Source organism: Micromonospora arida, assembly GCF_003857035.1.
In the GTDB taxonomy this organism is placed as follows: Bacteria; Actinomycetota; Actinomycetes; order Mycobacteriales; family Micromonosporaceae; genus Micromonospora; species Micromonospora arida.
The window spans coordinates 25,639-49,384 of sequence record NZ_QGSY01000340.1; the positions used below are offsets into that span (position 1 = coordinate 25,639).

At 72.3% G+C, this 23,746-nt stretch carries 28 protein-coding genes, 1 tRNA gene and 1 pseudogene; 9 read left to right on the plus strand and 21 right to left on the minus strand.

The genetic code is table 11. The features are described from left to right. Positions 1 to 6: 6 nt before the first annotated feature. Positions 7 to 276 carry a hypothetical protein gene (locus DLJ58_RS33265; RefSeq protein ID WP_112581650.1) on the minus strand — a complete coding sequence of 90 codons (270 nt, stop codon included), beginning with the start codon at positions 274 to 276 and terminating at the stop codon, positions 7 to 9. Positions 277 to 474: 198 nt separating this feature from the next. Between DLJ58_RS33265 and DLJ58_RS33270 the strand changes: the two genes are divergently transcribed. Together DLJ58_RS33270 and DLJ58_RS33275 are read left to right on the plus strand one after the other, a co-directional pair. Then, positions 475 to 1,131 (plus strand): 4'-phosphopantetheinyl transferase family protein, encoded by a 657-nt coding sequence (locus DLJ58_RS33270; RefSeq protein WP_124862996.1) that lies wholly within the window; start codon positions 475 to 477, stop codon positions 1,129 to 1,131. A gap of 202 nt (positions 1,132 to 1,333) precedes the next feature. Further along, a complete protein-coding gene (locus tag DLJ58_RS33275; RefSeq protein WP_124862999.1) occupies positions 1,334 to 2,104 on the plus strand; it encodes a DUF4352 domain-containing protein in 771 nt (256 codons plus the stop codon). Positions 2,105 to 2,168: 64 nt separating this feature from the next. Here DLJ58_RS33275 and DLJ58_RS33280 read toward each other — a convergent pair whose 3' ends face one another. Both DLJ58_RS33280 and DLJ58_RS33285 read right to left on the minus strand, forming a co-directional pair. After that, entirely contained in the window at positions 2,169 to 3,188 is a 1,020-nt protein-coding gene (locus DLJ58_RS33280; protein ID WP_124863002.1) for a hypothetical protein, read from the minus strand. A gap of 120 nt (positions 3,189 to 3,308) precedes the next feature. Then, entirely contained in the window at positions 3,309 to 4,394 is a 1,086-nt protein-coding gene (locus DLJ58_RS33285) for a Gfo/Idh/MocA family protein (protein ID WP_124863005.1), read from the minus strand. A gap of 59 nt (positions 4,395 to 4,453) precedes the next feature. On the opposite strand from DLJ58_RS33285, the gene DLJ58_RS33290 reads away from it, so the two are divergent. Then, positions 4,454 to 5,188, plus strand: a complete 735-nt coding sequence (locus tag DLJ58_RS33290) for a hypothetical protein (protein WP_124863008.1) — start codon at positions 4,454 to 4,456, stop codon at positions 5,186 to 5,188. A 106-nt stretch (positions 5,189 to 5,294) separates the two neighbouring features. Here the strand turns inward: DLJ58_RS33290 and DLJ58_RS33295 are convergent. From DLJ58_RS33295 to DLJ58_RS33320, 6 genes are all read right to left on the minus strand, one after another. Further along, a tRNA-Ala gene (locus DLJ58_RS33295) sits at positions 5,295 to 5,368 on the minus strand. A gap of 241 nt (positions 5,369 to 5,609) precedes the next feature. Further along, positions 5,610 to 6,392 (minus strand): divisome protein SepX/GlpR, encoded by a 783-nt coding sequence (gene sepX / locus DLJ58_RS33300; RefSeq protein WP_208741483.1) that lies wholly within the window; start codon positions 6,390 to 6,392, stop codon positions 5,610 to 5,612. Positions 6,393 to 6,599: 207 nt separating this feature from the next. Then, positions 6,600 to 7,250 carry a GNAT family N-acetyltransferase gene (locus tag DLJ58_RS33305; protein WP_124863011.1) on the minus strand — a complete coding sequence of 217 codons (651 nt, stop codon included), beginning with the start codon at positions 7,248 to 7,250 and terminating at the stop codon, positions 6,600 to 6,602. Positions 7,251 to 7,361: 111 nt separating this feature from the next. Next, positions 7,362 to 8,675: a molybdopterin molybdotransferase MoeA gene (locus DLJ58_RS33310; protein WP_091394702.1), complete on the minus strand. Its 1,314-nt coding sequence runs from the start codon at positions 8,673 to 8,675 to the stop codon at positions 7,362 to 7,364. Then, on the minus strand, positions 8,672 to 9,634 hold the full coding sequence (locus DLJ58_RS33315; RefSeq protein ID WP_124863014.1) for a UTP--glucose-1-phosphate uridylyltransferase: 963 nt from the start codon (positions 9,632 to 9,634) through the stop codon (positions 8,672 to 8,674). The genes DLJ58_RS33310 and DLJ58_RS33315 overlap by 4 nt, the downstream gene beginning before the upstream one ends. 9 nt (positions 9,635 to 9,643) lie before the next feature. Then, positions 9,644 to 11,956, minus strand: a complete 2,313-nt coding sequence (locus tag DLJ58_RS33320; RefSeq protein ID WP_208741486.1) for a GGDEF domain-containing protein — start codon at positions 11,954 to 11,956, stop codon at positions 9,644 to 9,646. 85 nt (positions 11,957 to 12,041) lie between these two features. Here DLJ58_RS33320 and DLJ58_RS33325 point away from each other — a divergent pair, with 85 nt between their 5' ends. Then, the gene (locus tag DLJ58_RS33325; RefSeq protein ID WP_124863017.1) at positions 12,042 to 12,719 is read left to right on the plus strand and encodes a 5-formyltetrahydrofolate cyclo-ligase; all 678 of its coding nucleotides are present in this window, start codon (positions 12,042 to 12,044) and stop codon (positions 12,717 to 12,719) included. Beyond that, a pseudogene (locus DLJ58_RS34805) lies at positions 12,716 to 12,874 on the plus strand (FmdB family zinc ribbon protein); the annotation flags it as partial. The gene DLJ58_RS33325 and the pseudogene DLJ58_RS34805, both read left to right, overlap by 4 nt. Positions 12,875 to 12,936: 62 nt before the next feature. On the opposite strand, the gene DLJ58_RS34810 reads toward DLJ58_RS34805, so the two are convergent. Continuing rightward, positions 12,937 to 13,167 (minus strand): hypothetical protein, encoded by a 231-nt coding sequence (locus DLJ58_RS34810; protein ID WP_244219237.1) that lies wholly within the window; start codon positions 13,165 to 13,167, stop codon positions 12,937 to 12,939. Positions 13,168 to 13,365: 198 nt separating this feature from the next. Between DLJ58_RS34810 and DLJ58_RS33335 the strand changes: the two genes are divergently transcribed. Further along, entirely contained in the window at positions 13,366 to 13,608 is a 243-nt protein-coding gene (locus DLJ58_RS33335; RefSeq protein ID WP_124863022.1) for a hypothetical protein, read from the plus strand. Between the two features lie 122 nt (positions 13,609 to 13,730). On the opposite strand, the gene DLJ58_RS33340 is transcribed toward DLJ58_RS33335, so the two are convergent. Then, complete coding sequence (locus tag DLJ58_RS33340) at positions 13,731 to 13,913, minus strand: hypothetical protein (protein ID WP_124863025.1); 183 nt, start codon at positions 13,911 to 13,913, stop codon at positions 13,731 to 13,733. Between the two features lie 142 nt (positions 13,914 to 14,055). Here DLJ58_RS33340 and DLJ58_RS33345 point away from each other — a divergent pair, with 142 nt between their 5' ends. Continuing rightward, positions 14,056 to 14,421: a hypothetical protein gene (locus DLJ58_RS33345; protein WP_124863028.1), complete on the plus strand. Its 366-nt coding sequence runs from the start codon at positions 14,056 to 14,058 to the stop codon at positions 14,419 to 14,421. A 34-nt stretch (positions 14,422 to 14,455) separates the two neighbouring features. Here DLJ58_RS33345 and DLJ58_RS33350 read toward each other — a convergent pair whose 3' ends face one another. Beyond that, on the minus strand, positions 14,456 to 14,938 hold the full coding sequence (locus DLJ58_RS33350) for a DUF2231 domain-containing protein (protein ID WP_091397283.1): 483 nt from the start codon (positions 14,936 to 14,938) through the stop codon (positions 14,456 to 14,458). Between the two features lie 201 nt (positions 14,939 to 15,139). Here DLJ58_RS33350 and DLJ58_RS33355 point away from each other — a divergent pair, with 201 nt between their 5' ends. Together DLJ58_RS33355 and DLJ58_RS33360 are read left to right on the plus strand one after the other, a co-directional pair. Next, the gene (locus DLJ58_RS33355) at positions 15,140 to 15,568 is read left to right on the plus strand and encodes a Fur family transcriptional regulator (RefSeq protein ID WP_112581661.1); all 429 of its coding nucleotides are present in this window, start codon (positions 15,140 to 15,142) and stop codon (positions 15,566 to 15,568) included. A gap of 59 nt (positions 15,569 to 15,627) precedes the next feature. Beyond that, a complete protein-coding gene (locus DLJ58_RS33360; RefSeq protein ID WP_124863031.1) occupies positions 15,628 to 16,440 on the plus strand; it encodes an oxygenase MpaB family protein in 813 nt (270 codons plus the stop codon). Positions 16,441 to 16,512: 72 nt separating this feature from the next. On the opposite strand, the gene DLJ58_RS33365 is transcribed toward DLJ58_RS33360, so the two are convergent. From DLJ58_RS33365 to DLJ58_RS33400, 9 genes are all read right to left on the minus strand, one after another. Beyond that, on the minus strand, positions 16,513 to 17,463 hold the full coding sequence (locus DLJ58_RS33365; RefSeq protein WP_386995139.1) for a RecB family exonuclease: 951 nt from the start codon (positions 17,461 to 17,463) through the stop codon (positions 16,513 to 16,515). Between the two features lie 13 nt (positions 17,464 to 17,476). Beyond that, the gene (locus tag DLJ58_RS33370) at positions 17,477 to 18,091 is read right to left on the minus strand and encodes a MarC family protein (RefSeq protein WP_091394729.1); all 615 of its coding nucleotides are present in this window, start codon (positions 18,089 to 18,091) and stop codon (positions 17,477 to 17,479) included. A gap of 41 nt (positions 18,092 to 18,132) precedes the next feature. Next, positions 18,133 to 19,005, minus strand: coding sequence for a PHP domain-containing protein (locus tag DLJ58_RS33375; protein ID WP_124863037.1), 873 nt, complete (start codon positions 19,003 to 19,005; stop codon positions 18,133 to 18,135). A 53-nt stretch (positions 19,006 to 19,058) separates the two neighbouring features. Then, positions 19,059 to 20,321: a hypothetical protein gene (locus tag DLJ58_RS33380; protein ID WP_124863040.1), complete on the minus strand. Its 1,263-nt coding sequence runs from the start codon at positions 20,319 to 20,321 to the stop codon at positions 19,059 to 19,061. Then, positions 20,318 to 21,100 (minus strand): SigE family RNA polymerase sigma factor, encoded by a 783-nt coding sequence (locus tag DLJ58_RS33385; RefSeq protein WP_124863042.1) that lies wholly within the window; start codon positions 21,098 to 21,100, stop codon positions 20,318 to 20,320. Before DLJ58_RS33385 ends, DLJ58_RS33380 begins: the two co-directional genes overlap by 4 nt. A gap of 103 nt (positions 21,101 to 21,203) precedes the next feature. After that, positions 21,204 to 22,079 (minus strand): PH domain-containing protein, encoded by an 876-nt coding sequence (locus tag DLJ58_RS33390; protein ID WP_088951386.1) that lies wholly within the window; start codon positions 22,077 to 22,079, stop codon positions 21,204 to 21,206. A gap of 6 nt (positions 22,080 to 22,085) precedes the next feature. Beyond that, the gene (locus tag DLJ58_RS34190; RefSeq protein WP_007455302.1) at positions 22,086 to 22,244 is read right to left on the minus strand and encodes a hypothetical protein; all 159 of its coding nucleotides are present in this window, start codon (positions 22,242 to 22,244) and stop codon (positions 22,086 to 22,088) included. 116 nt (positions 22,245 to 22,360) lie between these two features. Beyond that, on the minus strand, positions 22,361 to 23,107 hold the full coding sequence (locus DLJ58_RS33395; protein WP_341869946.1) for a DUF6758 family protein: 747 nt from the start codon (positions 23,105 to 23,107) through the stop codon (positions 22,361 to 22,363). Positions 23,108 to 23,117: 10 nt separating this feature from the next. Next, a complete protein-coding gene (locus DLJ58_RS33400; protein ID WP_124863045.1) occupies positions 23,118 to 23,741 on the minus strand; it encodes a TrmH family RNA methyltransferase in 624 nt (207 codons plus the stop codon). Between the last annotated feature and the right edge of the window lie 5 nt (positions 23,742 to 23,746).

A 23,746-nucleotide genomic window follows, 5' to 3' on the forward strand; every position in this document is an offset into this window, starting at 1 on the left:
AGAGACTCAGCTACGCCGGGAGCCGCGCGGCAACCAGCCGATGAACCGGTCCTGGAGCGACATCACCGGGGCCGCGCGCAGATCCTCGGTGGCGGCGGCGAGGCAGGAGCCCAGATAGACGCTGAGCATGGCTCGATCACCCTCGTATTCCGCCAGCAGCCGAGTGCGCTTCGTCGCGCACGGCCACTCGTCACCGCAGGAGCCGCAGCTCCAGCAGGGGGTCTTCGGGGCGTGTTCGTCAGCCCGCACCCCTGGCCGTTCCAGGCCATCGGTCATCGCACGTCCTTCCAGATGTCCACGGGACTGGCGGCTGCCGTGCCGGCCAGCATTGATGGTGGTCCCCCCGGAGCCATCAGGGAGGGCGCCGCGCGTCCCTCCGGTGTTACATCTTTGCGGTACCTTCGACCGTCGTGGGAGTCGGAAATTTGACGGTTAATTCGATGCGTCATTCCTACCGACCAGTAGGTCACCGGAATGCGTGACCTGCTGCCATCGACGGTCGCCGTCGCCGTCGCCGGTCCTGAGGACTGGACGGGCGAACTGCTCCCCGCTGAGCAGGCATGTCTCGGCGAGCGGGCGGTGCAGACCCGTCGGCGGGACTTCGCTGCAGGGAGGATGTGCGCCCGCAGGGCATTGCGCGACCTCGGCCTGCCGACGACCGCCGTGCCGGCCGCCGCCGACCGCGCGCCGGTCTGGCCGGCCGGGGTGGTCGGCAGCATCACCCACACCGCCGGCTACTGCGCCGCCGCGGCGGCACACGCCACCGACATCCGGTCCGTCGGAATGGACGCCGAGCAGCACCGCGAGGTCAATCCGGGAGTACGCCGACTCGTGCTGCTGCCCGAGGAGGAGGCCACCTGCGCCCGGCTACCCAGCGGCACCCACTGGCCGGTCGTGCTGTTCAGTGCGAAGGAGACCGTCTACAAGGTGTGGCATCCGGTCGTCCGCGGCTGGTTGGACTTCCACGACGCCCGACTCGACATCGATCCGGATGCCGGCACGTTCACTGCCCGGATCGCACCGGCCCGGGTGGACGCGGCGGCGGTCGACGACCCGCCGACATCGATCAGTGGCCACTTCGTGATCGCCGACGGGCTGGTCCGCACCGCCGCCGTGCTTCCGGCACGTTGACCTCGCCTGGTTACTCATAGCAATGAATGGGATACTGATCCACATTGGCGTTCGGTGACCGCTTGAGCACCGTCCACGCTGGCCAGAGCGGTTTAGCATCCTCGCGGTGGGAAGGCCTCCGGCGTGGCCGCTGGACACTCCGCCACCCACGGTAACGTCGACGAGTTCCCGCACCGCACGTACCGAAGCGTCAAGGAGTACGGTGACCCACCCCCAGCCCCGCGTCAGGCCGCACGACCCCCAACAACCGAACCCGCAGCAGCCGACCCGCTCGTTCGCGGCGACACCGCAGCCGCCGTTCTCGGGGGCTGCGTACCAGGCGGCCGGCGGGTACACGGGCGCTGGCGGCGGATATCGGGCTCCCGGCGGCCCCGGCTACCCGATCATCGCACCACCCCTGGCGCAGACGGACCGCGCCAAGAAGTCCGTCGTGCTCGTCGCGGTCACCGCTGCCGTACTCACCCTGCTCACCTGCGTCGGCGGCATCGTGGCGGTCGTCATCGGCACCAAAGGCACCTCGACCACGGTGAGCGAGGCTCAGGCCACCCCGCCGACCCCACCGCCGGCGAACGACGACACCCGCGACATGTCGCCGGGCGACACCCTGGTCGTCAACAGCCAGGCAGGCACCGTCGAGATCACCGTGACGAAGTTCAGCAGCGCCACCAAACCCTGCAAGTCCCACGGCCTGAAGCCCGGCGAGGGCATGTACGTGATCGCCGACGTGACGGTGGCTGTCACCAAGGGCACCGCGTCGACGAACCCGCTCTACTTCCAGTGGGTCGCGGCCGACGGCACCAAGACCACCGCGATCGGTGGCGCCTTCTCCGGCTGCGGCAAACCGATGCCGGCCGTCGACGACCTGACCGCTGGCACCAGACGCACCGGCAGCGTGGTGTTCGACGTGCACGACACCTCGGGCGCGTTGGAGTACCAGGACCAGTTCCAGACCGCCGGTTCCTGGAAGCCGTGACGCGCTGACGCGACGTGGGGCCGGCCCCTTCCGGGCCGGCCCCACGCGGTGGGAGAGCGGTGGGTCAGCAGCCCGTCCAACGCACCGGAGTCAACCGGTCGGCGAGGATGTTGCGGAACCCGACGATGGTGCCCGAGTCGGAGATGGACCGCGCACCGACGACCACCCCTTTGCCGCCACCCGGCAGGACCCGGGAGGTGGAGCCCCTGGCAACGCGGTCACCACCCACCACGACGCCCTTGGCGTTGACATCGGTCAGTGCCGGCATCTCCTGGTCGAGCAACGTGTGTGAGCCGTTCCGAAGGTCCCACCGCACCCTGGTCGAGCTGGTGCCGCCGCCCAGCCATACCTGACCGATCGCCCAGCGGCCCGCCGCCGCGCCGGCCGTGCTCCACTCGGCGCCCGGGAACGTGAGCGCGTCGATCCGGCCGTTCGGCCGGCGGACCCAGCTGTTCCAGTCTCCGAAGGGTCCGGCGCTGCCGACGATCGTCCCGTTGTCCGTGATCCCACCAGCCTGGGCGTCTACCGGGGCGTCGAGCACCTCGACCGTGCCCGGACGGGCGGCCGGCCAGCGCAGCGCGACCAGTTCCCCGGGGACGATGTCGGAGCCGTAGCCGACGATGTCGCCGGCATCGTTGATGGCGCTGACGAAGATGCCGGTGGACGGCAGCACCGGCAACTGCTCGAGCTTGCCGTCGCGGTACCTCCACGGCTGCCCGTAGCCGCTCTCCGCCGATCCGTTGCCGATCACGACGCCGTCGGCGTTGATGTCGACGGGGGTGTCCGTGCTCTTCGACTCCAGTTCGGTGACCCGCTGCCCGTCCCAGAACAGCAGCAGGTACTGGTTGTCGGTCTCACCGACCCGCAGCGCGGTGCCCGCGACGTAGCGCCCCGTCGGGTCGACCGCGTTCGCGTCGGCCCGATAGGTGTCGGTCGGGTACGGCAGCGTTCTGATCTTGCAGGTGCGGGGGGTCGCCCCGCCGGGCGCGGCGGTCGCCGTCGCGGAGACGGCGACCCCGAGCGAGGTGGCCAGCAGACCGGTCGCGGTGGCTGCGAGCATCCGGCGTCGAGTGCTTCGATTCATCCTTGCTCCCCGTGTGGGGCCCGGGTACTCCCGAGCATTCCGTTGATACTCGGCTCCACAGGTGAGCTGGCTTCTCGGTTGCGTACTGTCAGCCAAGGGACAGCAGAGGATCCGCCGGACCTACCGCGCCCAAGCCTGCTGGCCAGTGACGACGGGCTGGCCGGTGCGTACCGATTCTTCGATGGCGAGGCTGATCAGGTGGTCCTGGCATGCTTCGGCGAGGGGATACGGAGCCGGGCCCTCCGCCCGCGCCCACGCCCCGGCGCGAGCGACGATGTCGGCCACCGCGATGTCGTCGTCGGACATCCCGCTGCCGACGAACGGATTGCGGTAGACCACGTCGCCGTCGAAGCTGATGTGCTTGAGGTCGAGCCCTTCCAGGTTGAGGTCGAGACCGGTCTGCCGCCGGGTCAGGAACGACTCCACCGGCGTGCTCGGGTCGACCAGGCGGACCACCCGGTCGTCCACCAGCTCACCGCGCGAGCCTCGGACCACCAATCGGCGGGTACGCAGCGGGTTCCACCACTGGTTGTCGGTGAAGTCGTACAACCCCATCCGCCCACCGAAGTCGATGGTCGCGAGGGTGGTGGAGAGCTGCTGCGGGGTGTCGTCGCCGCTCCAGCCGGCCGGCGAGAGCGGGTTGGCCAGCGGTGCGACGAAGGCGCGCGCGCTCACCTCGGCGCTCTCGTGACCGACGCCGAGCAGACCCCGGATCAGGGAGACCGCGTGGTACAGGTGGGTCGAGGAGATCTGGACCGAGGTCGGCTCACCGAGCACTCCTGCGCCAACCAACGCCAGCCGCGCTGCGTGCCCAGGCATCAGCAGGTACTGCTCGGCGACCTGCACCAGGCCGCTGGCTCCGACGTCGGCCCAGAGCGAGCGCAGACCCGCCAGGTCAGGGGCGGGCGGCGTCTCGGCGAGCACCGGTACGCCGGCTGCCACCAGCTCCCGGGTCGCCTCGGGCGTCACCGGCCACGGCACCGACACGATGACGAAGTCCGGCCGCTCGTGGGCGAGCAACTCCGCCGTCGTGCGGAAGGTCCGCACGCCCCAGTCGGCCGTCACGGCAGCTCCCCGAGATTCGGTACGCGTCACCACCCCGGTCACCCGGAACCGCTCGGGGAGCAGCCGGGCCAGGCGAAGGAAGAACTCACCTCGCCAGCCACTGCCGATGATGCCGAACCGGGTCTGGGCCACCGAAGTCATCTGGGCTCCTCACGTAGAGGTCCGGATGCTAACCGCTCTCCTTCGCTACGGTGGCGCTGATGACCACCGACCCTGGGCGCGCCGTACCCGTGCTGATGCCCGACGCGGGACCGCCCCTGGACTACTACCTGGTCCTACCTCGACCCGACGACCGCAGCTCGGCCACCACTGTGGAGGGAATCGTCGTCGAGGAGTTCACCCGCCACCACGACTTCACCACGACAGGGCTGGACAGCGCTGGCTGGACGCCGGAGGCCGGCTGGTGGAGTTCCGCCGCGCTGAGCCGCGGCATGCGCACCGACCCCGAGATGCTGACGCGGGTGCTCCCCACCTCCCGCCGGGAGGCCGAGGACGTCCACCGCGCACTCGGTGGTTGGCAACTGCCGGCCGAGAAGGTGCTTCGTACGCACTTCCTCGACCATCAACCGATCGCCACCGCCCCGCCGCTGCGGCTCGGCCCGGCGCAGCCACCGGACGGCTTCCACGAACGGCGGGTGTACCGCGTCCTCTTCGCCAAGGACCTCCGCGCCGAGCAGGTGGCGAGCCTCCGGACGGCCTGGCGGACACCGGCGGGCGGCACGGCCGCGTCCGCCGCGACCGGTCGTCTCGACGAACACGGCGACCAGTTCACCTGGGATCTGCGCCGCGTCGGCCACTCCCTGGCCTGGTGTCTCGACGTGACCGCGCTGCTGCGAACCGACGCCACCGCGGCGCTCGGCTCGACCCTGTCCGAGCTGACGAACGTCCTGCGCCGGCACGGCCTGATACCCGTGACGACCGAACGCTTCGCCTAGGTGGATCAACGCCTGGCCTGCCCGCCGGGGACCTCGGAGGTCGATCACGCACCCGAAGATCGCAAAAGGCCGTCTCCGACTCGCGGAAACGGCCTTTGACCTGGGGTGGAGCTGAGGGGATTTGAACCCCTGACCCCCTCGATGCGAACGAGGTGCGCTACCAGTCTGCGCCACAGCCCCCCACCGGCGAACCGGCTTCGGTCCCACCCGGCTTACACCGGGCGGGCCGGCAGCAAGGCTAACAGGTCGTCGGCCTCCACCGCGAATCCGCCCCCGGCCCGGCCCTGCGACCCGCCCAAAGATCGACTCGGGTTCCTGGAAATCGGGGCATCCCGGACGCCCCAACCACCCGACTTCCAGGAACCCGAGTCGATCAAGCCGGCCGGGCACGGCCAGACCCGGGGCACGGGCGGGACCCGCGTCAGGCGCCTCGGCCGGCCTCGTAGGGGCGGCCTCGCAGGCCGCCCGAGCGCCGGTACGAGACCGATCCACCGTTGACCGCCGCCGGCAGGTCTCCCGGCCGGTCCAGGCCCATGGCGGCTCGGCGTACCCCTTCGCGCTGGGCGGCGAGGCGGCGCTGCGCCTCCCGGCGGGCGGCGGCCCGGCGGGCCTGCTCCCGGCGCACCTCGGCCTGCCGGGCGGCCAACCAGGCGGCCTCCCGGGCTCGGGCGCGGCGGCGGCGACGCCCGGCGAGGGCCTGACCCCGCAGGTGCACGACGTACAGGGCCAGGAGCAGGAAGGTGACCCCGAAGCCGACCCAGAAGCCGGGGCTGACGAACAGCACGCCGATCAGCTCGACGACGTTGAGGAGCAGCAGGGCGGCGAGCACCCGGCGACGCCGGTACACGGCGGGGGTGTGCTGTCGGCGCGGCGGCGGGCGGCGACGGGACCGCTTCGGTGCGGCGGGCACGGCGCGCAGTCGACCGGAGCGGCGGACGGCCGGTGGCGCGGAGACCGGCGCGCTCAACACACCGGTAGTCGCGTCTTCACTGAGAGTGACGATCAGCGAGCGCGGAGGGTGGACGGGTCGCCGTCCCGGCACAGTGCGGCGCCGTCGGCGGCGCTGGAGCACCCGCGCCGTCGACTGCGCCCGCTCCGCCACCAGCCGCTCGGTGGCGTCGTACCGGCGAACCAACGCCGGGGCCAGGGCGAGCAGGCCGGCGGCGGCGAGGACGGCGAGGAGCACCGAGGTCGGCACCCTCACCCCTCCCGTCACCGTCACCGAATTCGAAGCAACCGCGATCCGACCGCAGGATCTTCCATCGATCACGCCTGGGCGCGTGGATCGTCCGGCCGGGGAGCGCTTGCCGCAGCTTGCAGTTACTTGAGGTTACGGCGCGCCGACCGGGATGCCACCGCGCCGCGCCGATCCCGTCCGTGGGACGAGTGGGCGGATGTCCGGGAAATCCTCCTACCGCGCGTTGGCGCGAACCCGGTGCCAGCGGGCCAGCAGACCACCGTCGGCGGCGATCTCCTCACTCGTCATCGCGTACCCGATGTGGTCCCGCCACGCGCCGTCGATGTGCATGTAGCGCACGTGGTACGCCTCCTCGCGGAAGCCCAACTTCTCCACCACCCGGCGGGACGGCCGGTTCTCCGGGCGGATGTTCACCTCCACCCGGTGCAGCCCGCCCGGCCCGAACGCGTGGTCCACGGCGAGCGCCAGCGCCGTCGGGATCACACCCTGGCCGGCGACCCGCGCGTCCACCCAGTAGCCGACGTAGCCGGAGCAGAGCGCCCGCCGCACGATGCTGCCCACGTTGATGTGCCCGACCAGCCGGTCCCGGTCGGCCTCACGCAGGCAGACCGCGAACGGCATGCCCTCACCCTCGCGGGCCGAACGGCGCTGGTCACGGTGCACCCAACGGAACGCGGCCGGCGAGTTCATCTCGTCCCAACCGCCGGGCAGTGACGACTCCCAGGGTGCCAGCCAGGCCCGGTTGGCCCGCCGTACCTCCGACCAGGCCGCCGCGTCGGAGCGCCGGTAGGGGCGCAGCAGCACCGGGCCGTCGGCCAGCTCCACCGGCCAGCCCGGTGCCCGCGCGGGTCCGAAGAGACTCACCCGCACAGTCTCCCGCGCGGGACCGTGTCGCGCGCAAGTGGCCCCACCGCGTTCACCGCACAGATCCCGACGATCACCGGCGCGGGCCGCGAGCGGACCGGCCGGGACGCGTCACCGGCGGCGGTCCAGCAGCAGGACGTCCACGGTGGAGCCGGCGGCGGCCGTGGTGACCCGCTCGCCGAGCACCAGCAGCCCGTTGGCCTCGGCCAACCCGGAGAGGGTGAACGGCCCGCCACTGAGCGGCTGGACCGTGTACCCGCCGCCGCGTCGCTCGGCGACGTGCGCCGGCCGGAACTCGCGCAGCCCCGTCGGCGACGACACGGTCTCCAGCAGATGTGCCCGCACGCTGGGTCGGAACACCGGCTCGGCCCCGGCGAGCAGTTGGATGGCGGGGCGGGCCAGCACCTCGAAGCCGATCAACGCAGCGCCCGGGTCGCCGGGCAGGCAGACCACCGGCACCTCCTCGGCGCCGACAGTGCCGAACCCGAGCGCGGTGCCGGGATAGAGCGCCACGTCGGTGAAGGTGACCGGCCCGGCGCGACCGCCCTCACGGCGGGAGAGGATCCGACGCACCATGTCTCCGGGGCCGGTGCCGGTGCCCCCGGTGGTGATGATCAGGTCAGCGCGCAGCGTCTGGTCCTCCAGCAGCCCGCGCAGCCCCTCCGGGTCGTCGTCGCAGATTCCCACCCGGTACGCCAGCGCGCCCACCTCGGCCGCCGCGGCGGTCAGCGCGTGCGAGTTCGCGTCCACCACCTGACCGGGCTGACTGCCCCGGCCCACGTCGACGAGTTCGTCACCGGTGGCCACGATGACCACCCGGGGACTGGGCCGGACCACCACGTGCCCGATGCCGGTGGCCGCGAAGACCGCGACGAGGGCCGGGGAGACGTACGTGCCGGCGCGGGCGAGCAGGGTGCCGGCGGGCAGCTCCTCACCCGCTCGGCGTACCCCGTACCCCCGTTTGGGGGTGCGGAAGATCTCCACCGCGGCCATGCCCTGGTCGGTCCACTCCACCGGGACCACGACGTCAGCGGCGACCGGCAGCGGGGCCCCGGCGGCCACCGAGAAGCACGAGCCGGGGGTGAGCCGGACCGGCCGCCAGCTCGCGGCGCCGAGATCGCCGACCACGTTGAGCCGGATGGTTCGGCCGCCGGGCGTGCCGGAGGGGGCCGGGACGTAGCTTGGCCCCCGACCCCCTCCGGAAATGTCCTCCCAGCGCGCGGCGTAGCCGTCCACGGCCGCCTGGTCGAAGGCCGGGAAGGCGTGCGGCGCGACGACGTCCTCGGCAAGGACGTTGCCGTGCGCCTGGGTGAGGTCGAGGTCGAGTGGCGGCAGCGCGCGCAACCTGCGCAGCACGCTGCCCAGGTAGTCGGCGAGCGGCGTCAACTCGTTCGCGGCCGCCTCGGCGTCGGCCGTCGCGGTCATGTACCAGATCCGCCTGCCGCGTCGGCCTTGACGAAGTCAGCCAGCCAGGACCGGAACTCGGTGCCCAGGTCCTCGCGCTCGGCGGCGATCTGCACCACCGTCTGGAGGTACCCCAGCGGCATGCCGGTGTCGTAGCGGGTGCCCCGGTAGACGATCGCGTGCACCGGGACGCCCTCGGTACGCAGCAGCTCCATCGCGTCGGTCAGCTGGATCTCGCCGCCGCTGCCCGGCTTGGTCCGCCGGATCGCGTCGAAGATCTTGCCCGGCAACACGTAGCGGCCGAGCACCGCGAGGTTGCTCGGGGCGTCCTCGGGCTGCGGCTTCTCCACCATCCCGGTCACCTTGACGACCTCGCCGATGTCGGTCAGCTCCGACTCGGCCGGCTCGACGGAGGCGATCCCGTACCGCTTGGTCTCGGACGGGTCGACCTCGAAGAAGGCGAGCACCACACCGCCGGTGCGGGCCTGCAACTCCAGCATCGCCGGCAGCAGCGGCTCCGACGGCTTGACGAACTCGTCGCCGAGCAGCACCGCGAAGGGCTGGTCGCCGACGTGCGACTCGGCGTACCCGATGGCGTGGCCGAGCCCGAGCTGCTCGGGCTGCCGCACTGTGTAGATCTCGGCCAGCTCGCTGGGCCGGCGCACGGCGGCCAGCCGCTCGGAGTCGCCCTTCTCCTCCAACCTGGTCTCCAGGTCCGGGCGACGGTCGAAGTGGTCCACCATCGACGTCTTACCCCGACCGGTGATCAGCAACACGTCACCGATGCCAGCCTGCGTGGCCTCCTCGACGATGTACTGCAGAACCGGCCTGTCCACCACCGGCAGCAGCTCCTTGGGCACCGCCTTGGTGGCCGGCAGGAACCGGGTGGCCAGTCCGGCGGCCGGGATGACGGCCTTGACCGCCAGGGGACGGCCGTTTGCGGCGACCGTCGATGAGGGGTTCGCTGAGTGCTCCGACATGCCGCGAGACTATCGGCCACGGCTCTGCCGCGGCGGGTGTGGCCCAGAAGACGCGCCGCCACCGGGCCCCGGACGCGCCGCGCCCGTCGCGCTGTCCGGGCCGTCGCCGGCCGGTTCCGGCCGCGCGTGCGCCGCAGATGATTCCGGTACGCCCACCGCCGGGTCGGACCGGGCGGGCCCGCCCGGCTCCCGGCTGGCCTGCGCCGGCTGGCCGGCGCGCGGGAGCCCGTCGGGTGGGCTCACCGCACACGCGAGCACCGGAATCTCCCGGGTCGGCAGATCCGAGCGCACTTCGGCGACCCGGTACGTGTCGCGGCCGGCCGCCTTGGCCGCGTAGAGCGCGTCGTCGGCGGCTTCCAGCACCTCCCGCCCGGTGCTGCCGTTGTCCGGGTAGACGGCGATGCCCACCGACACGGTCACCAGGACCGGCCCGGCGTACGCCTCGACGGCGATGGGCGTGTCGCGCACCGCCGCGCCGAGCCGCTCGGCCACGATCGCCGCGCCCCGCGCGTCGGTCTCCGGCAGCAGCAGCACGAACTCCTCACCACCCTGGCGGAAGGCCAGGTCGACCTCACGGATCTCCCCGCGCACCCGCCGGGCGAACTCGGCCAGGACGGTGTCCCCCGCGGCGTGCCCGTAGGTGTCGTTGACGTCCTTGAACCGGTCCAGGTCCAACGCGAGGACGCTGAGCATCCGCCCGAAGCGGCTGGCCCGTTCCACCTCCCGCCGGATCGACTCGCGCAGGTAGCGGTAGTTCCACAGCCCGGTGAGCGGGTCGGTGAGGGAGAGCCGCTGCGCCTCCTCGTGCACCCGGACGTTGTCCACCGCCACGGCCGCGTGGCCGGCGAAGGTACGCAGGGTGGCCAGGTCGTCGTCGTCGAACTCGTCGGCGCCCAGCCGGTCGTACAGGGCCAGCACACCGAGCGCGGCCGCCGCGCCCGCCTCGTCGACCGACCCCGAGGGCCCGCCGAGGGTGGCCGTGGCACCGCCGGCCGGGGCGGCGAACGGAACCGCGACGTAGGTGCGGCAGCGCGGCTCACCCGTTGGCGCCTCGGTCGGCTCCGTCCTGCCCCGCTGCGGTTCCCCGGTGGCGGCGACCTCACCGACCACGCCGACGCCGACCGGCACCCGGAGCGTCTGCGACCCGTCCGCCTCCTCGGCCGGCCAGCGCCCGTCCAGCCCCTCGGTGCACTGCGCGACGAGCACCCCGCCGGTCTCCACCAGCAGCACGGCACCGGCACGCGCGCCGGTTGCCCCGATGGCGCTGCGCAGGATCACCCGCAGGATGCGTTGCAGGTCGTGCGTGCTGGCCAGGGTGTCGCCCAGCACCGCGAGGTGCCCGCGCAGCTGATCCCGGTTGCTGGTCAACGCCGCGACGTAGGAGCCGGTCTCCCGGGTCATCCGGTTGAACGCGGCGGCCAACCGTCCCAACTCGTCGCGACTGCGTACCGGCACCCGGGCGGTCAGGTCGCCCTGGGCCACCCGGTCGACCGCACCGGCCAGCTCCGCCAGCGGCCGGGTGGTCACCCGGGCCAGCCGCCAGGCGGCCAGCACGGCGAGCAGCCCGGCCAGCACGACCACCCCGAGCAGCGTGGCGTGCAGCCCCGGTGGCCGTTCACTGGGCACGGAGAGCACCAGTGGCAGCGGCTGCGCGTCGGAGGGCCCGAGCCTGCGCACGTACCGGCCCTCGTTGGTCTCGGTGACCTGCTCGCCCCGTACGCCGACGGCGGCGGCCAGCACCGCGTCGCGGACGTCCCGGGACTCGGTCGTGTGGGTGACCCGCGCGGCGCTCGCCCCACTGTCGAGCAGGGTGACCGCCACCCCGGTCACCGCCGCCAGTCGGGCCACGAAGGCCGGGTCGACCAGTTGCGCGGCGGTCACCGTGCCCAGCCGGGTGCCGGCGCGATCGTGCAGGTCGACCTGGGCGGCCAACGCACGGACCGGGCCGGTCGAGCCTGGGTTCGAGCCCTCGGTCGCGCCGGCGCAGTTCTGCCACTGGGTCGACGGAGCACCGGGCGACAGGTAGGTGACCTGGCCGGCCACGTCGGTGATCAGCACCGCGGCGGCCAGTCCCCGGCCGACCAGTTGCGCGGCGGCGACGGCCGGATCGGCGGTGAGCGCCACCGCGTCGGCGGTGGCGCGTAGCTGCTGGCAGAGCGCGTCGACCGAGGTACGAACGGTGGACGCCGCCACCGCCAGGCGCTCGGTGGAGCGGCTGCGGTCAACCGCCGCGAGGGTGGAGGCGACGAAGAGCGCGCCGAGCAGGACCGGCCCGAGCACCACCACGAGGAAGGCTGCCGTCAACCGCCCGCGTAGCGTCACTCGGTCCCCCCGGAAGTTCCGCCTCCGTTGCTTGCGATGCTGACACAGTGCAACCGTGGGAGAGGCGTTGCGTCAGGAGTGTTGCGTGCCGGAATTTTCTGATGAAGCGGAAGTGACCCGGATGGCGAAGCGGGACACCCGCGTCGAGCTGCTCGCTCGCCGCCGGTCGCTGCCCGCCGTCACCCGGGCAGCCGCCGCCGGGCGCGTGCAGGCCGAGCTGGTCGCACTGGTACGCAGACTGCGCCCACACCGGATGACGGCGTACGTGCCGGTCGGCTCCGAACCGGGCGGCAGCGACCTGCCCGAGGTGCTGCGGGCGGCGCTGCCGGCGGACGCCGAGTTGCTGCTGCCGGTGCTCCTCGCCGACCTGGATCTGGACTGGGCGGCGTATACCGGGCCGGACGCCTTGATCGCGGCGGGACGGGGTATCCGCGAACCTGTCGGTGCCCGTCTCGGGGTGACCGCCGTGGCGCACGCGGAACTCGTGGTCGTACCGGCTCTCGCTGTCGACCGCCACGGTCGGCGGCTCGGGCGCGGCGGCGGCTCGTACGACCGCGCACTCGCCCGGGTACCCGATGCAACCCTGACGGTGGTGCCGCTGCACGACGGTGAGCTGGTCGAGGCGCTGCCGGCGGAGCCCCACGACCGTCGGGTGCGCGCGGTCGTCACTCCCGCCGACGGGGTGCGTACGCTTGACGGCGGCCCGGGAGCGGCGCACGGTGTCGCGCCCCACACGTCTGCTGGACGAACCCGGGGCGAATGACGCACCATTGGCACTCGAATACGTCGAGTGCCAACTGGCTGAGCCCAGATCCGGAGGAGAACGTGCCCACGTACCAGTACGCCTGCACCACGTGCGGTCAGCAGCTCGAGGCGGTGCAGTCCTTCTCTGACGAGCCGTTGACCGAGTGCCCGGCGTGTCAGGGGCGGCTGCGCAAGGTCTTCAACTCGGTCGGCATCGTCTTCAAGGGTTCGGGCTTCTACCGCACCGACTCCCGGGCTTCCGGTTCCGAGACGACCGCCGCCGGCACGGCCACCAAGCCGGCGAAGTCCGAGTCGTCCTCCGGTGAGAGCTCGTCGTCCTCGTCGTCCTCTTCGGGGTCCTCGTCCTCGTCCGGGTCGTCCTCGGGCTCGTCGTCCTCCTCCGGGTCGTCTTCCGGGTCGTCCTCGGGGGGATCGGGCGGCGGCAAGGCGGCGGCGGCCAGTTCCACGTCCTGATCCCGGATTCCTTGATCTTGAGTCGATCAAGGCGGCTGCCATAGCAGATCGCGCCGACGGATGCGCGTTTTCCACAGGCCGGGCGGTTGTCCACAGGCGTCGGCCGTGGGTCGGCCGAGGCTGCCGGAACTGCCTAGCCTCCCGTACACGGGTGCCACTGCGGCGCTCGGGGACGGGAGGCGGCAGAGGCGATGGTCGATCCGGATTCCGCGCGGGCGTTGCGCCCGCTGCGCCAGTTCACTTCGCCCGGCGGGCGCACCCTGCTCCGGGCCGGTCTGGTCGCCGCGCTGCTCGGCCTGGCCGCCGCAGTCCTGCACACCCCGGCCGGATGCCCGCCGGCCGCCGTGCCCTCCGACGCACCATCGGTGGCAGACCGAACCCCGCCACCACAGACTCCACCGCCGTCAGCGGGGGCCCGAAACGGAGGGGGCTGACCCGCTCACCGACGGTGGGTACGACCACCACGGGCAGGTTCTGCTTCGAAGCCGTCCTGCCCGGCCATCGCAAGGCCGGCTGATGGATCGACGTCGTGGGGGTCTGGGCGAGCCACCCGAGGTCAGTCCCAGTGCGGGGGGCGTTCGGCGAGCAGCCAGTCGTCGTTGCCACCCGACCGCTCGCCCCAACCACGGTCGGTGTCGTCAGAGGTCTGCTCGGGCAGCACCACGAAGTCTTCGCTCAGGTCGACGGCGCGGTCATCGTCTCCACGTGCGCCGTGCGTGCCAGGGTCCTCGGTGCTCACGAGCGGCAAGACTAGCGCAGCCGACGGCGGTGGACCGGGCCATCGGCGGCGGCGACGCCGGCCAGGCCGGCCGGACCGCCGACCGTGGGCGCGCCGGCCAGAAGCGACCGAGCCGCCGGTGGCGTTGGTAGCGTCGGACGGCGTGACGACCCCCAGCGGTGGCAGCACCCCGGACGACTACTGGCGACGGCCCGACACCGGTGACGACGCGGTGGGTACTACCAGCGAGAACGACGGCCCGCCGCCGGCCGGGCAGACCGGTCCTGCGCCAACAGGCGGTACCTCCAGCGGATACGCCGGCCCGCCGCCGAGCGTGCCGCCGCCGGCGGGTTGGCGTCCACCCGTACATCTGCAGCCGGCGGCGCCGCGACAACTGCCACCGCAGGACATGGTCGGCCTGGATGCGGCCGAGCAGCGCTCGCAGCGGGTCACCTACGGCTTCGGGGCTGCGGCCGGCGTGGTGCTTCTCGTGCTGCTCTGTCTGCTCTGCTCGCGAGTCATCTTCTGATGCCATCCCCGGGGCAGCAGCGGCGAGCAGCAGCTCAGAGGGTGGTGCCCCAAACCGTCTCGGCACCGGAGTGGCCGGTCAGGTAGACGTAGACCAGGGCGGCAATGGAAAGCCCCACGGCCGCTACCGCCAGCACCGGGATGACCAGCGCGGGCAGTTGCGGCACCCGCGGGTGCCCACTCGTCGCCACGAGCAGCAGGATGGCCACGATCCCGAGCGGCACCACGACGCGTAACAGGATGTCACCGTAGCGGGAGTGCTCGAAGATCTGATCGAGGATCGGCCCCTGGAAGCCCCGGGCCACCAGCGCGTCGGTGAGTGCCTCACCCGACTTGACCGCGACGTAGGCGGTCACCGGCGCGGCCACGGCGAGGAGGCCCAGGGCCCAGTCCAGCCGGTGCCGCCACCGTGGTAGCCCCACGTACGCGATGGCCAGCACCGCCAGCAGCGGCACGAACACGACGACCGCGTGGATTACCAGGACGTGCACCGGTAGACCCAGGATCTCCTCGAACATCGAACCCTCCAGGTGGATCATGGTCAGGGGTGGTCAGCCTATGGTCCGCCGATCGTCCCCAGGCTCTCGACCGGTGACACGCGCGCCGCGTCGATCGGGTTCATTTTCTGGGCCATACTCCCGATCTTGCCTGGCTGTGTCGGTGGCCACCCGGAGCGGGCGACAGTTGTCGATGCGGGTCGGGCGTGTTGTCATTGGCCAATGTCCGGTGCCGAGGAGCTGCTGCGGTCGAGGGGCCTGCGTGTCACGCGGCCACGCCTCGCGGTGCTCGACGTGCTGGCCGGCGGCGGCCACCTGGAGGTCGACGAAATCACCCGGCGGGTTCGCGAACGCCTCGACTCGGTCTCCACCCAGGCGGTCTACGACGTGCTGGGCGCGCTGTCCCGGGCCGGACTGTCCCGCCGGATCGAGCCGGCGGGCAGTCCCGCCCGTTATGAGGCGCGGGTGGGCGACAACCACCACCACGTCGTCTGCCGGGGCTGCGGCGAGATCGCCGACATCGACTGCGCGGTGGGCAGCGCCCCGTGCCTGGAGCCGAACAGCGCGCACGGGTTCGAGGTGGACGAGGCCGAGGTGACCTTCTGGGGCCTCTGCCCGGGCTGCCGGGCCCGCCGCTCCGCCGACGTCTGACCAGCGGCACCGGCGGCACGTGACCGGCGAGGGCGGCCCAACCGTGGCACTCTTGAGCGGTGGACTCCGATGACCTCGGCCTTTTCGGTCCGGGTTCGGTCACGTGGAAGGTGCACGAGGAGCCGATCCTGATCGTCGCCGGCCTGCGCTCGCTCTACCTCCAGGCGTTGCACCCCCGGGCCATGGCCGGGGTCGCGCAGAACAGCAACTACCGCACCGACGCCTGGGGCCGACTGCTCCGCACCGCGACCTACGTGGAGACCACCGTGTACGGGACCACCGCCGAAGCGGAAGCTGCCGGCGCCCGACTGCGCCGTCTGCACGACCGGATGCGAGCCACCGACACGCTCACCGGTGAACAGTTCCGGATCGACGAACCGGACCTGCTGCGGTGGGTGCACGTGACCGAGGTCGAGTCGTTCCTGAGCACGGCCCGACGCGCCGGACTGCCGCTGAGCGACGACGAGGTTGACGGCTACTACACCGAGCAGCGCCGCGCCGCCGCCCTGGTCGGCCTGGACCCGGCCACCGTCCCGGGGACCGCCGCCGAGGTCGCGGACTACTACGAGGCCGTACGGCCACAGTTGCGGATGACCCGGGAGGCCGCCGAGACGGCGGTGTTCCTCACCGCCCCGCCGCTGCCGTGGAAGCTCAGCCTGCCGGTCCGGTTGGGGCTCACTCTGGGCCCGCCACGCTGGGCGTACCTGGGGATCGCCGGCACCGCGTTCGCGCTGCTGCCGGGGTGGGCGCGTCGGATGTACGGAGGTCTCGGTCTACCGACCACCGCGCTGTCGGCGGACCTGAGCGTGCGCGCGCTGCGGCTCGCGTTCGCCGCCGTCCCCCGCCGCTACCTGGAGGGGCCGTTGATATAGGCAGCCAAGGAGCGGGCCGCGCGGCACACCGCCGCCTCAGTGGCCGGCTGACCCGACCCTCGGCAGGGCCGATCAGCCGCCGGCGGGCCGGTCCATGGCCGCCCACGGCTCCTTGCCCGGGGCCTGCGCGCCCGTCGGGCAGTGCCGCCGGAAGTCGCACCAGCCACAGCGCGGGCCGGGTGCCACCGGGAAAGCCTCGTCCGCGTCGGCGCCGTCGGCGACTGCCCGCTCGGCGGCCATGATGTCGCGGGCTGTCTCTTCCGCGCGGGTCAGTTGTCGGGCCAGCGACTCGACGCTGTGGTCGTGGCCGGCGACCGTGCCGGTCGGCAGGTGGTGCAGCTCCACCCGGCGGCACGGCCGACGGAACACACGCTCGGCGGCGTAAGCGTAGAGCGCCAGCGCCTGCGAGCCCCGCGCGTCGTCCGTGTCCAGCCCGGTGCGGCCGGTCTTGTAGTCGACGATGACCAGCTCCGGCCCCTCGGGGCCGGGCCGCGAGTCGATCCGGTCGGCGCGACCGTTGAAGGCCAACACCGCGGTCTTGACCGCCACCACCCGCTCCACGCCGAGCGGGTCGGAATCCGGCTCCAGCGTCTCGACGTACGCCTCCAGCCATCCCAACGCCCGCCGGTAGGCGGCCCGCTCCTGCTCATCGTCGCGGTAGCCCTCACGGACCCAGGTGCCCTTGAGCAGCGTGGCCAGCGCCTCGGGACGCCGCCGGTCGGCGGGCAACGCATACCAGTTCTTCAGGGCGGTGTGCACGCTGGCGCCGAGCGAGTTGTGCGCCCACGGCGGGCCCTTGGGTGGGGCGGGCCGGTCGACGTAGGAGTAGCGGTAGCGACGCGGGCAGTCCGCGTACGCGCCGAGCTTGCTCGGGGTGCAGACGAACAGCCGCTCCGGCATGCCCTCGAAGCCGAGCTGCTCGGCGTCACCGGCGCGCTGCCGCGGGGCCCGGCCGCCGGCGGCCGGCCGCCCCGCTGATGAGGATCGTCGCACGCCTGCGATCCTGCCATCCACCTCCGACATCGCGCGCGTGCCGTCAGGCCATGTTCACGTACTGCGTGACGAAGGCGGCCACCGCGTCGGCGATGAGCTGCACGGCGATCGCGGCCAGCAGCAGGCCGGCGATCCGGGTCAGCACCTCGATCCCGCCCGGCCGGAGGATCTTCACGATGCCGCCGGAGAAGCGCAGGACGATCCAGACGGCGACCATCACGGCGAGGATCGCCACGGCGATGGCGCTGAACTCTCCCAGCCCGTCGGCCTGCTGGACGAAGAGCATGGTGGCCACGATGGCACCCGGGCCGGCCAGCAACGGCGTGCCCAGCGGCACCAGCGCGATGTTGGAGGTGACCTGCTGGCTCGGGTCGTCGGCCTTGCCGGTCAGCAGCTCCAGGGCGACGAGCACGAGCAGCAGCCCACCGGCCGCCTGCAACGCCGGCAGGTCCACGTGCAGGTAGTCGAGCAGGGTCTGCCCCGCCACCGCGAAGATCACGATGACGCCGAGCGCCAACGCGACGGCCTGCCAGGCTGCCCGGTTGCGGTCGCGGGCGGGCAGCGGGCCGGTCAGCGCCAGGAAGATCGGCATCATGCCCGGCGGGTCGGTGATCACCAGCAGGGTCACGAAAACCTCGCCGAACAGCTTCAGATCCACGTGAGCAACCTAGTCGCGCCGCGATGGGCGAAATACCCGGATCAGCCCGAAGCGACCTCGGTCACCCCCTCGGCGACGATCCGCTCGTACGCCTCGACGCTGGTGCTGAAAGCGCCGAGTTGGACGGTCTTGTGGGTGCCGTGAAAATCCGAGGAGCCGGTGACGAGCAGACCCAGCTCGGCGGCGAGCGCCCGCACGTGTTCCCGCTCGGCCGGGCTGTGGTCCTCGTGGTCCGTTTCGAGCCCGGCGAGCCCGGCGGCGGCCAACTCGGCGATCAGCTCGTCGGGCACCACCCGGCCACGTCGGGTGGCTCGCGGGTGGGCGAAGACCGGCACACCCCCCGCCTCCCGGACCAGTCGAACGGCCCGGAACACGTCGATGTCCTCCTTGGGCAGCCGGTACCGCTCGCCCAGCCAGTCCGGGCCGAACGCCTCCCGGACGCTGTCGACCAGGCCGGCGCGGATGAGTGCCTGCGCGATGTGCGGACGTCCCACGGTGCCGCCACCCGCGCCGGCCAGGATGTCCGGCCAGTTCACGTCGATGCCGTCGGCCTGCAGGAGGCCGACCATCCGTTCGCCACGCTCTTCCCGGGCGGCCCGGACCCGCGCCAGCTCGGCCACCAGCTCCGGGTGGTCCGGGTCGAACAGGTACGCGAGCAGGTGCAGCGGCACCGCCGGCTGCGCGCCGGACCAGCGACACGACAACTCGGCACCCCGGATCAGACGCAGACCTGGCGGCAGCGCGCCCACGGCCGGCGCCCAGCCGGCCGTGGTGTCGTGGTCGGTGATCGCCAGCACGTCCAGCCCGGCGTGAAAGGCCGCGCCGACCAGCTCGGCCGGGGTCAGCGTGCCGTCGCTGGCCGTCGAGTGGGCGTGCAGGTCGATCCGGGGGGCGGAGCCGGTACGCGAGGTCACCGCCCGACGTTACCGAGGAAACAGCGAGCCCGGCTCACATGGGCCACCCGGGGTCAGAAGCCCTGCACCAGGATCGGCCGCTCTCCGGCTGGCACGCCGGGCACCGCAGCGGGGCTGGCGGGCTTACCCGCCCACACCCGGCCGACGTCGACCCGGACCAGCTCGCCGGTGCCGTCGAGGTAGGAGGCCTCGGTCTCGTCGCTCCACACGACCGCACCGGTCATCGGCGGCCCGGCCGCAACGGCTGTCGCACCCGGCCCGAGCCGCTGCAGGTCGACCAGCAGGGACCGATCGGCCGTGCCGCTCTCACCGTTGACCAGCAGCCACCGCCCGTCCGGCGAGACCCCACCGATGCCGTCCCGGCCCAGGTCTGGACCGCAGCCGGTGCGTACCGGGTCCAGACGACGCGTCGGGGTGAGGATGGCGAGGCAGGTCCGGCCCGGATCGGTCGTGGTGACCTGACCGACGAGCCGTCCGTCGGGCAGCCGCCCGTAGACGTTGAGGCTCTTCCGGTCGAGGGCCTCGGGCAACGGTCCCGCACCGGGCCGCCAGAGGGTGTGACCGGCGCTGGCCGGGTCGAGTCGGACCAGCACGCTGTCATCGACGAACCGGACAGGCTCCGCCGTCGCCGGAACCGGGGTGCGCACCGCCCCGATGAGTTGGGTGCCGACCACGCCCGCCACCAGGAGATCGTCCCCGTCGCGCCAGGCCACCTGGAGGCTGTCCGGGGCCAGGACGATCGCGCCGGCACCGGCCAGCAGCACCTGCACCAGGCCGTCGTCCTGCACCACCCACAGGGAGCGTCCTGCTGTGCTCGGCGCGCCGACCACCAGCCAACCGCCGCCGCTGGGCAGCGGCTGGACGTGTTCGGCCGGCCCGACATCGGGCAGCACCAGCCGCCGTCCGTCGGCGCTGACCAACGTCTCGCTGAAGATGAGGGAGGTCGACGTCTTGGGCGAGGGGGCCGAGCCGGGGACGCTGGCCGTCGGGAGCGGTCGGTTGGTCGGGTCCGGGTCGCCGATCACGACGATGGGTGAGCCGTCCCGCCTGGTCTCGGCACCGAGCTGGGCCATGCCGGCGCTGAGCAGCACGGTGGTGACCGCCGCGAGGGCGAGGCCGGCGGCGCTGCGTCGACGCCGGACACGGTTCGCGCGGCGGATGGCCTGGCCGGCCGGATCGACGCTCAGTGGGCGGGCAACGGCGACCTGGTGCGAGAGTGTCTCCCGCACCGCACCTTCCAGTTCGTCAGGCCGCACCTGGTATGAACGCTGCGGGCCGTCCGTCAGGTTGTCGCGCCGGCCCGGGAACTGACTCACTGCTGTTCCCCGGAGCCCGTGCCGACGGGCACGGCCGCCGGGGCGGTGGGCAGCACGACCTGCGGGGTGATCGCACGCGGAACGGCGGGGCGCGGCGCGGCCGGGCGGGGCGCGGGTCGGCCAGCCGCCCGTTCGGGACGGGGTGTGGCAGCGGCACCGGTCGCCGGGACTCGCCCGGTCCGGGAACCCGAGCCCGTCGTCCGGCCGGCGGCACCGGTCGCGGCCCCTGCACCGGCGGCAGCGGCCGACCGACCGGCGATGCCGGCGGCGGCCGCGAGCTCCGGTGCGTCCGCGCCCAGTCGCCGACGCAGCGTGGCGAGCGCCCGGGACGCCTGGCTCTTCACCGTGCCCGGTGAAATGTCCAGCATCGCGGCGGTCTGCGCCTCCGACATGTCCTCGTAGTAGCGCAGCACCAGCACTGCCCGCTGCCGGTTGGGCAACTCCCGCAGATGCCGCCAGAGCAGGTCACGGTCAAGTTGCTGCTCGATCTCGTCGACGCCGGCCCGTTCGGGCAGGACCTCGGTCGGGCGCTCGCCGTGCCAGCGCCGCCGCCACCAACTGGTCGACGTGTTGACCATCACACGCCGGGCGTACGGCTCGACCGCCTCGATTCCGCCGAGCCGCTTCCACGCGAGGTAGGTCTTGGTCAACGCCGTCTGGAGCAGATCCTCGGCCGTGGCCCAGTCGCCGGTGAGCAGGTAGGCGGTGCGTAGGAGCGCGGCGGAGCGGGCCGCGACGAACTCGCGGAACTGCTCCTCCAACGAGTCCTTGCTCGCCACCGCCCACCTCCACACCCCTGCCGTCCTGGCAGAGTGCCACGTCAGGGGCGCTCTGGTCCATGACGAAAGGTGCGCACTTGCTCCGATGTTCGGTCGAAAACCTTCACGCCCCGTCGTCGGCCTTGGCCTCGTCGGCCTCCTTGCCGAGCCGCGCCTCGACGGCCTGAGGCTCGTACATCTCCTCGACGACACGCAGGTAGAGCTCGTTCGGGTTGGGCAGGTTCTTGATCTCGCGAAGCGCCTGCTCCTGGCCGGCGGACTCCAGCACGAAGGTGCCGTAGTTGAGCGCCCGGCCGGTCGGGGTCTGCTCGTACTTCATGTCGGTGACCCGGACCAGCGGCATCATCGCCACCTTGCGGGTGACGATGCCGTTGACCACCATGACCCGCTTGTTGGTCAGGATGAACCGGTCATACCACCAGTCGGCGACCTTCCACGCCACCCAGCCCATCACCGCGAACCACAGCAGCACGGCGATGGTGGTCAACGCGCCGACGTCCTGGCCGGCGAGGAAGCCGGAGAGGTAGCCGAGCACGAAGGTCGCCGCGACACCGATCAACAGCGGGTTGGTGAGGTGGATCCAGTGTCGCTTCCACTCGCCCCGATAGCGCTCGGTGGGGAAGAGGTAGCGAGCCACCAGCGAACTGGGCTCGTCTTCCAGGGGCAGCACCCGCCGAGGAGTCGAGCCGGTCGCGTCGGCGCGCAACCCGGCCAGCTCGTCCTCGGAGATCTGCGGCGGCTGGTAGCTGGCCTCCGGATCACGGATCCACCCCCGACCGGAACGACCCTGGCCGGCATAGCCGGGCCCGTCGCCATAGCCGACGTCGTCCGAAAGGGACGGACCGTCGGACAGGCCGGGCCCGGCCCCGTAGCCCGGGCCGTCATCAGGCCCGATCCGCGGGATCGGCTCGGTGTCTCGCTCGCGACGTTCCCGGTCGGGGTCGTCCGGGTCGAAGGGTGGACCGGAGGGGCTGCCCATCGGCGGCTAGGCGACGAGGCTGGTGAAGAAGTCGCCAAACCCCTGGGCGATATCCATGATCCCGCCGCCGAGCGACTTGAACACGTCCGCCGCCGAGTTTGGCCGGTAGGCGACGAAGAAGATCAAGAATGCGATTCCGGCCCAGGTGAGGACCTTCTTGACCATGGCGGGCCATCCTCTCGCGCGGCGCCGGGTCCCATTACCGCAGCGGCACCCAGAGTATCAGTGTGGTGTCGTACAGTGAATATCTGCGTCCGTTCTCCGTCAATCCGGAAGAGTTGTCAAGCTCTACCGGGTAGATACGGGGACGGTGCGCCGTACACGAGCTCGGGCGGAGTCCACTCGGTCAGGTCGTGTAGCACGACGTCTTCCGCGAGCAGGTGACCCGCACTCGCCGGCCAGGCTATCGCATGGAGCCACATTCCCCGAGCCTCGCCGGCGTACGCGCTTCGATCCGTTGGTGAATTCACCAACCACAGTGGAGTAGGGTGCCCGCCGACCTTGATCTTCGCCTGTCCGACGTGGTCAGGGTGACCCGACCCCGGGTCGGTCAGCGCGTCCACCAACTCCGGTCCCGGATCCGGGCCGGTCAGACCGGCGAGCCGGGTGCCCAGGCCGACACCGGGTTCCTCGGCCACGAAGACCAGATCGGCCGGACCACCACCCAGCGGCGCCGGGCCTGCGCAGGCCACCACTGTCGCCCGCACGCCCGTCCGGTCGTCCCCGGCGTACGCCACGCCGGTGAGTGTCCAACCGGGCGGCAGCGGCCACGGGCACCACAACGGCGTCACCGGCGGGTCGCCGGTCGCGGTGATCCGTTCCACCACGCTCGCCACGATGTCCGCTCCGATGTGCTCGGGCACGTGCAACGGCGGCACCGGGCCGCAGCGCACACACCTCGAGTCGGTGTTCATCAGATCCGGCGCCCTTACCGGGCCCCCGCATCTCGGACAACTCACCGCGACACTCACATCCCCACCGTCTCCCCGGACCGTCGGCGCGTCAAGCCGGAACGTCCGATTCGGCACCGTACGTGGGTCAGTCCGGCGGCGTACCGGCGTGCGCACGGATCCAGGCGTGCATGGCGATTCCGCTGGCCACGCCGGCGTTGATCGACCTCGTCGAGCCGTACTGGGCGATGGAGTAGAGCTGGTCGCAGGCGGCACGGGCCGGCGCGGAGAGGCCAGGCCCCTCCTGGCCGAACAGCAGCACGCAGTCCCGCGGCAGGGTGCCGGTCTCCAGCGGACGCGACCCGGGCAGGTTGTCGATGCCGAACACCGGTAGCTGCCGCTCGGCCGCCCAGGCGACGAACTCCTCGATCGTCTCGTGGTGCCGTACGTGCTGGTACCGATCGGTCACCATCGCGCCGCGTCGGTTCCACCGTCGCCGTCCGACGATGTGCACCTCGGCGGCGTTGAACGCGTTGGCGTTGCGCACCACAGTGCCGATGTTGAAGTCGTGCTGCCAGTTCTCGATCGCGACGTGGAAGCCGTGCCGGCGCCGGTCCAGGTCGGCGACGATCGCCTCGTGCCGCCAGTAGCGGTAGCGGTCGACGACGTTGCGCCGGTCCCCCTCCGCCAGCAGTTGCGGGTCGTAACGGCTGTCGTCCGGTGGGTCCCCCGGCCAGGGGCCCACGCCCACCTCGAGCTGGTCGTCGGTCACGGTCA

What these genes read in the sequence shown, in the direction of transcription:
- DLJ58_RS33265 (WP_112581650.1), bottom strand. Translation starts at nt 276, where the DNA reads ATGACCGATGGCCTGGAACGGCCAGGGGTGCGGGCTGACGAACACGCC.
- DLJ58_RS33270 (WP_124862996.1), top strand. Translation starts at nt 475, where the DNA reads ATGCGTGACCTGCTGCCATCGACGGTCGCCGTCGCCGTCGCCGGTCCT.
- DLJ58_RS33280 (WP_124863002.1), bottom strand. Translation starts at nt 3,188, where the DNA reads ATGAATCGAAGCACTCGACGCCGGATGCTCGCAGCCACCGCGACCGGT.
- DLJ58_RS33285 (WP_124863005.1), bottom strand. Translation starts at nt 4,394, where the DNA reads ATGACTTCGGTGGCCCAGACCCGGTTCGGCATCATCGGCAGTGGCTGG.
- DLJ58_RS33290 (WP_124863008.1), top strand. Translation starts at nt 4,454, where the DNA reads ATGACCACCGACCCTGGGCGCGCCGTACCCGTGCTGATGCCCGACGCG.
- DLJ58_RS33310 (WP_091394702.1), bottom strand. Translation starts at nt 8,675, where the DNA reads ATGACCGCGACGGCCGACGCCGAGGCGGCCGCGAACGAGTTGACGCCG.
- DLJ58_RS33315 (WP_124863014.1), bottom strand. Translation starts at nt 9,634, where the DNA reads ATGTCGGAGCACTCAGCGAACCCCTCATCGACGGTCGCCGCAAACGGC.
- DLJ58_RS33335 (WP_124863022.1), top strand. Translation starts at nt 13,366, where the DNA reads ATGGTCGATCCGGATTCCGCGCGGGCGTTGCGCCCGCTGCGCCAGTTC.
- DLJ58_RS33350 (WP_091397283.1), bottom strand. Translation starts at nt 14,938, where the DNA reads ATGTTCGAGGAGATCCTGGGTCTACCGGTGCACGTCCTGGTAATCCAC.
- DLJ58_RS33355 (WP_112581661.1), top strand. Translation starts at nt 15,140, where the DNA reads ATGTCCGGTGCCGAGGAGCTGCTGCGGTCGAGGGGCCTGCGTGTCACG.
- DLJ58_RS33365 (WP_386995139.1), bottom strand. Translation starts at nt 17,463, where the DNA reads ATGTCGGAGGTGGATGGCAGGATCGCAGGCGTGCGACGATCCTCATCA.
- DLJ58_RS33390 (WP_088951386.1), bottom strand. Translation starts at nt 22,079, where the DNA reads ATGGGCAGCCCCTCCGGTCCACCCTTCGACCCGGACGACCCCGACCGG.
- DLJ58_RS34190 (WP_007455302.1), bottom strand. Translation starts at nt 22,244, where the DNA reads ATGGTCAAGAAGGTCCTCACCTGGGCCGGAATCGCATTCTTGATCTTC.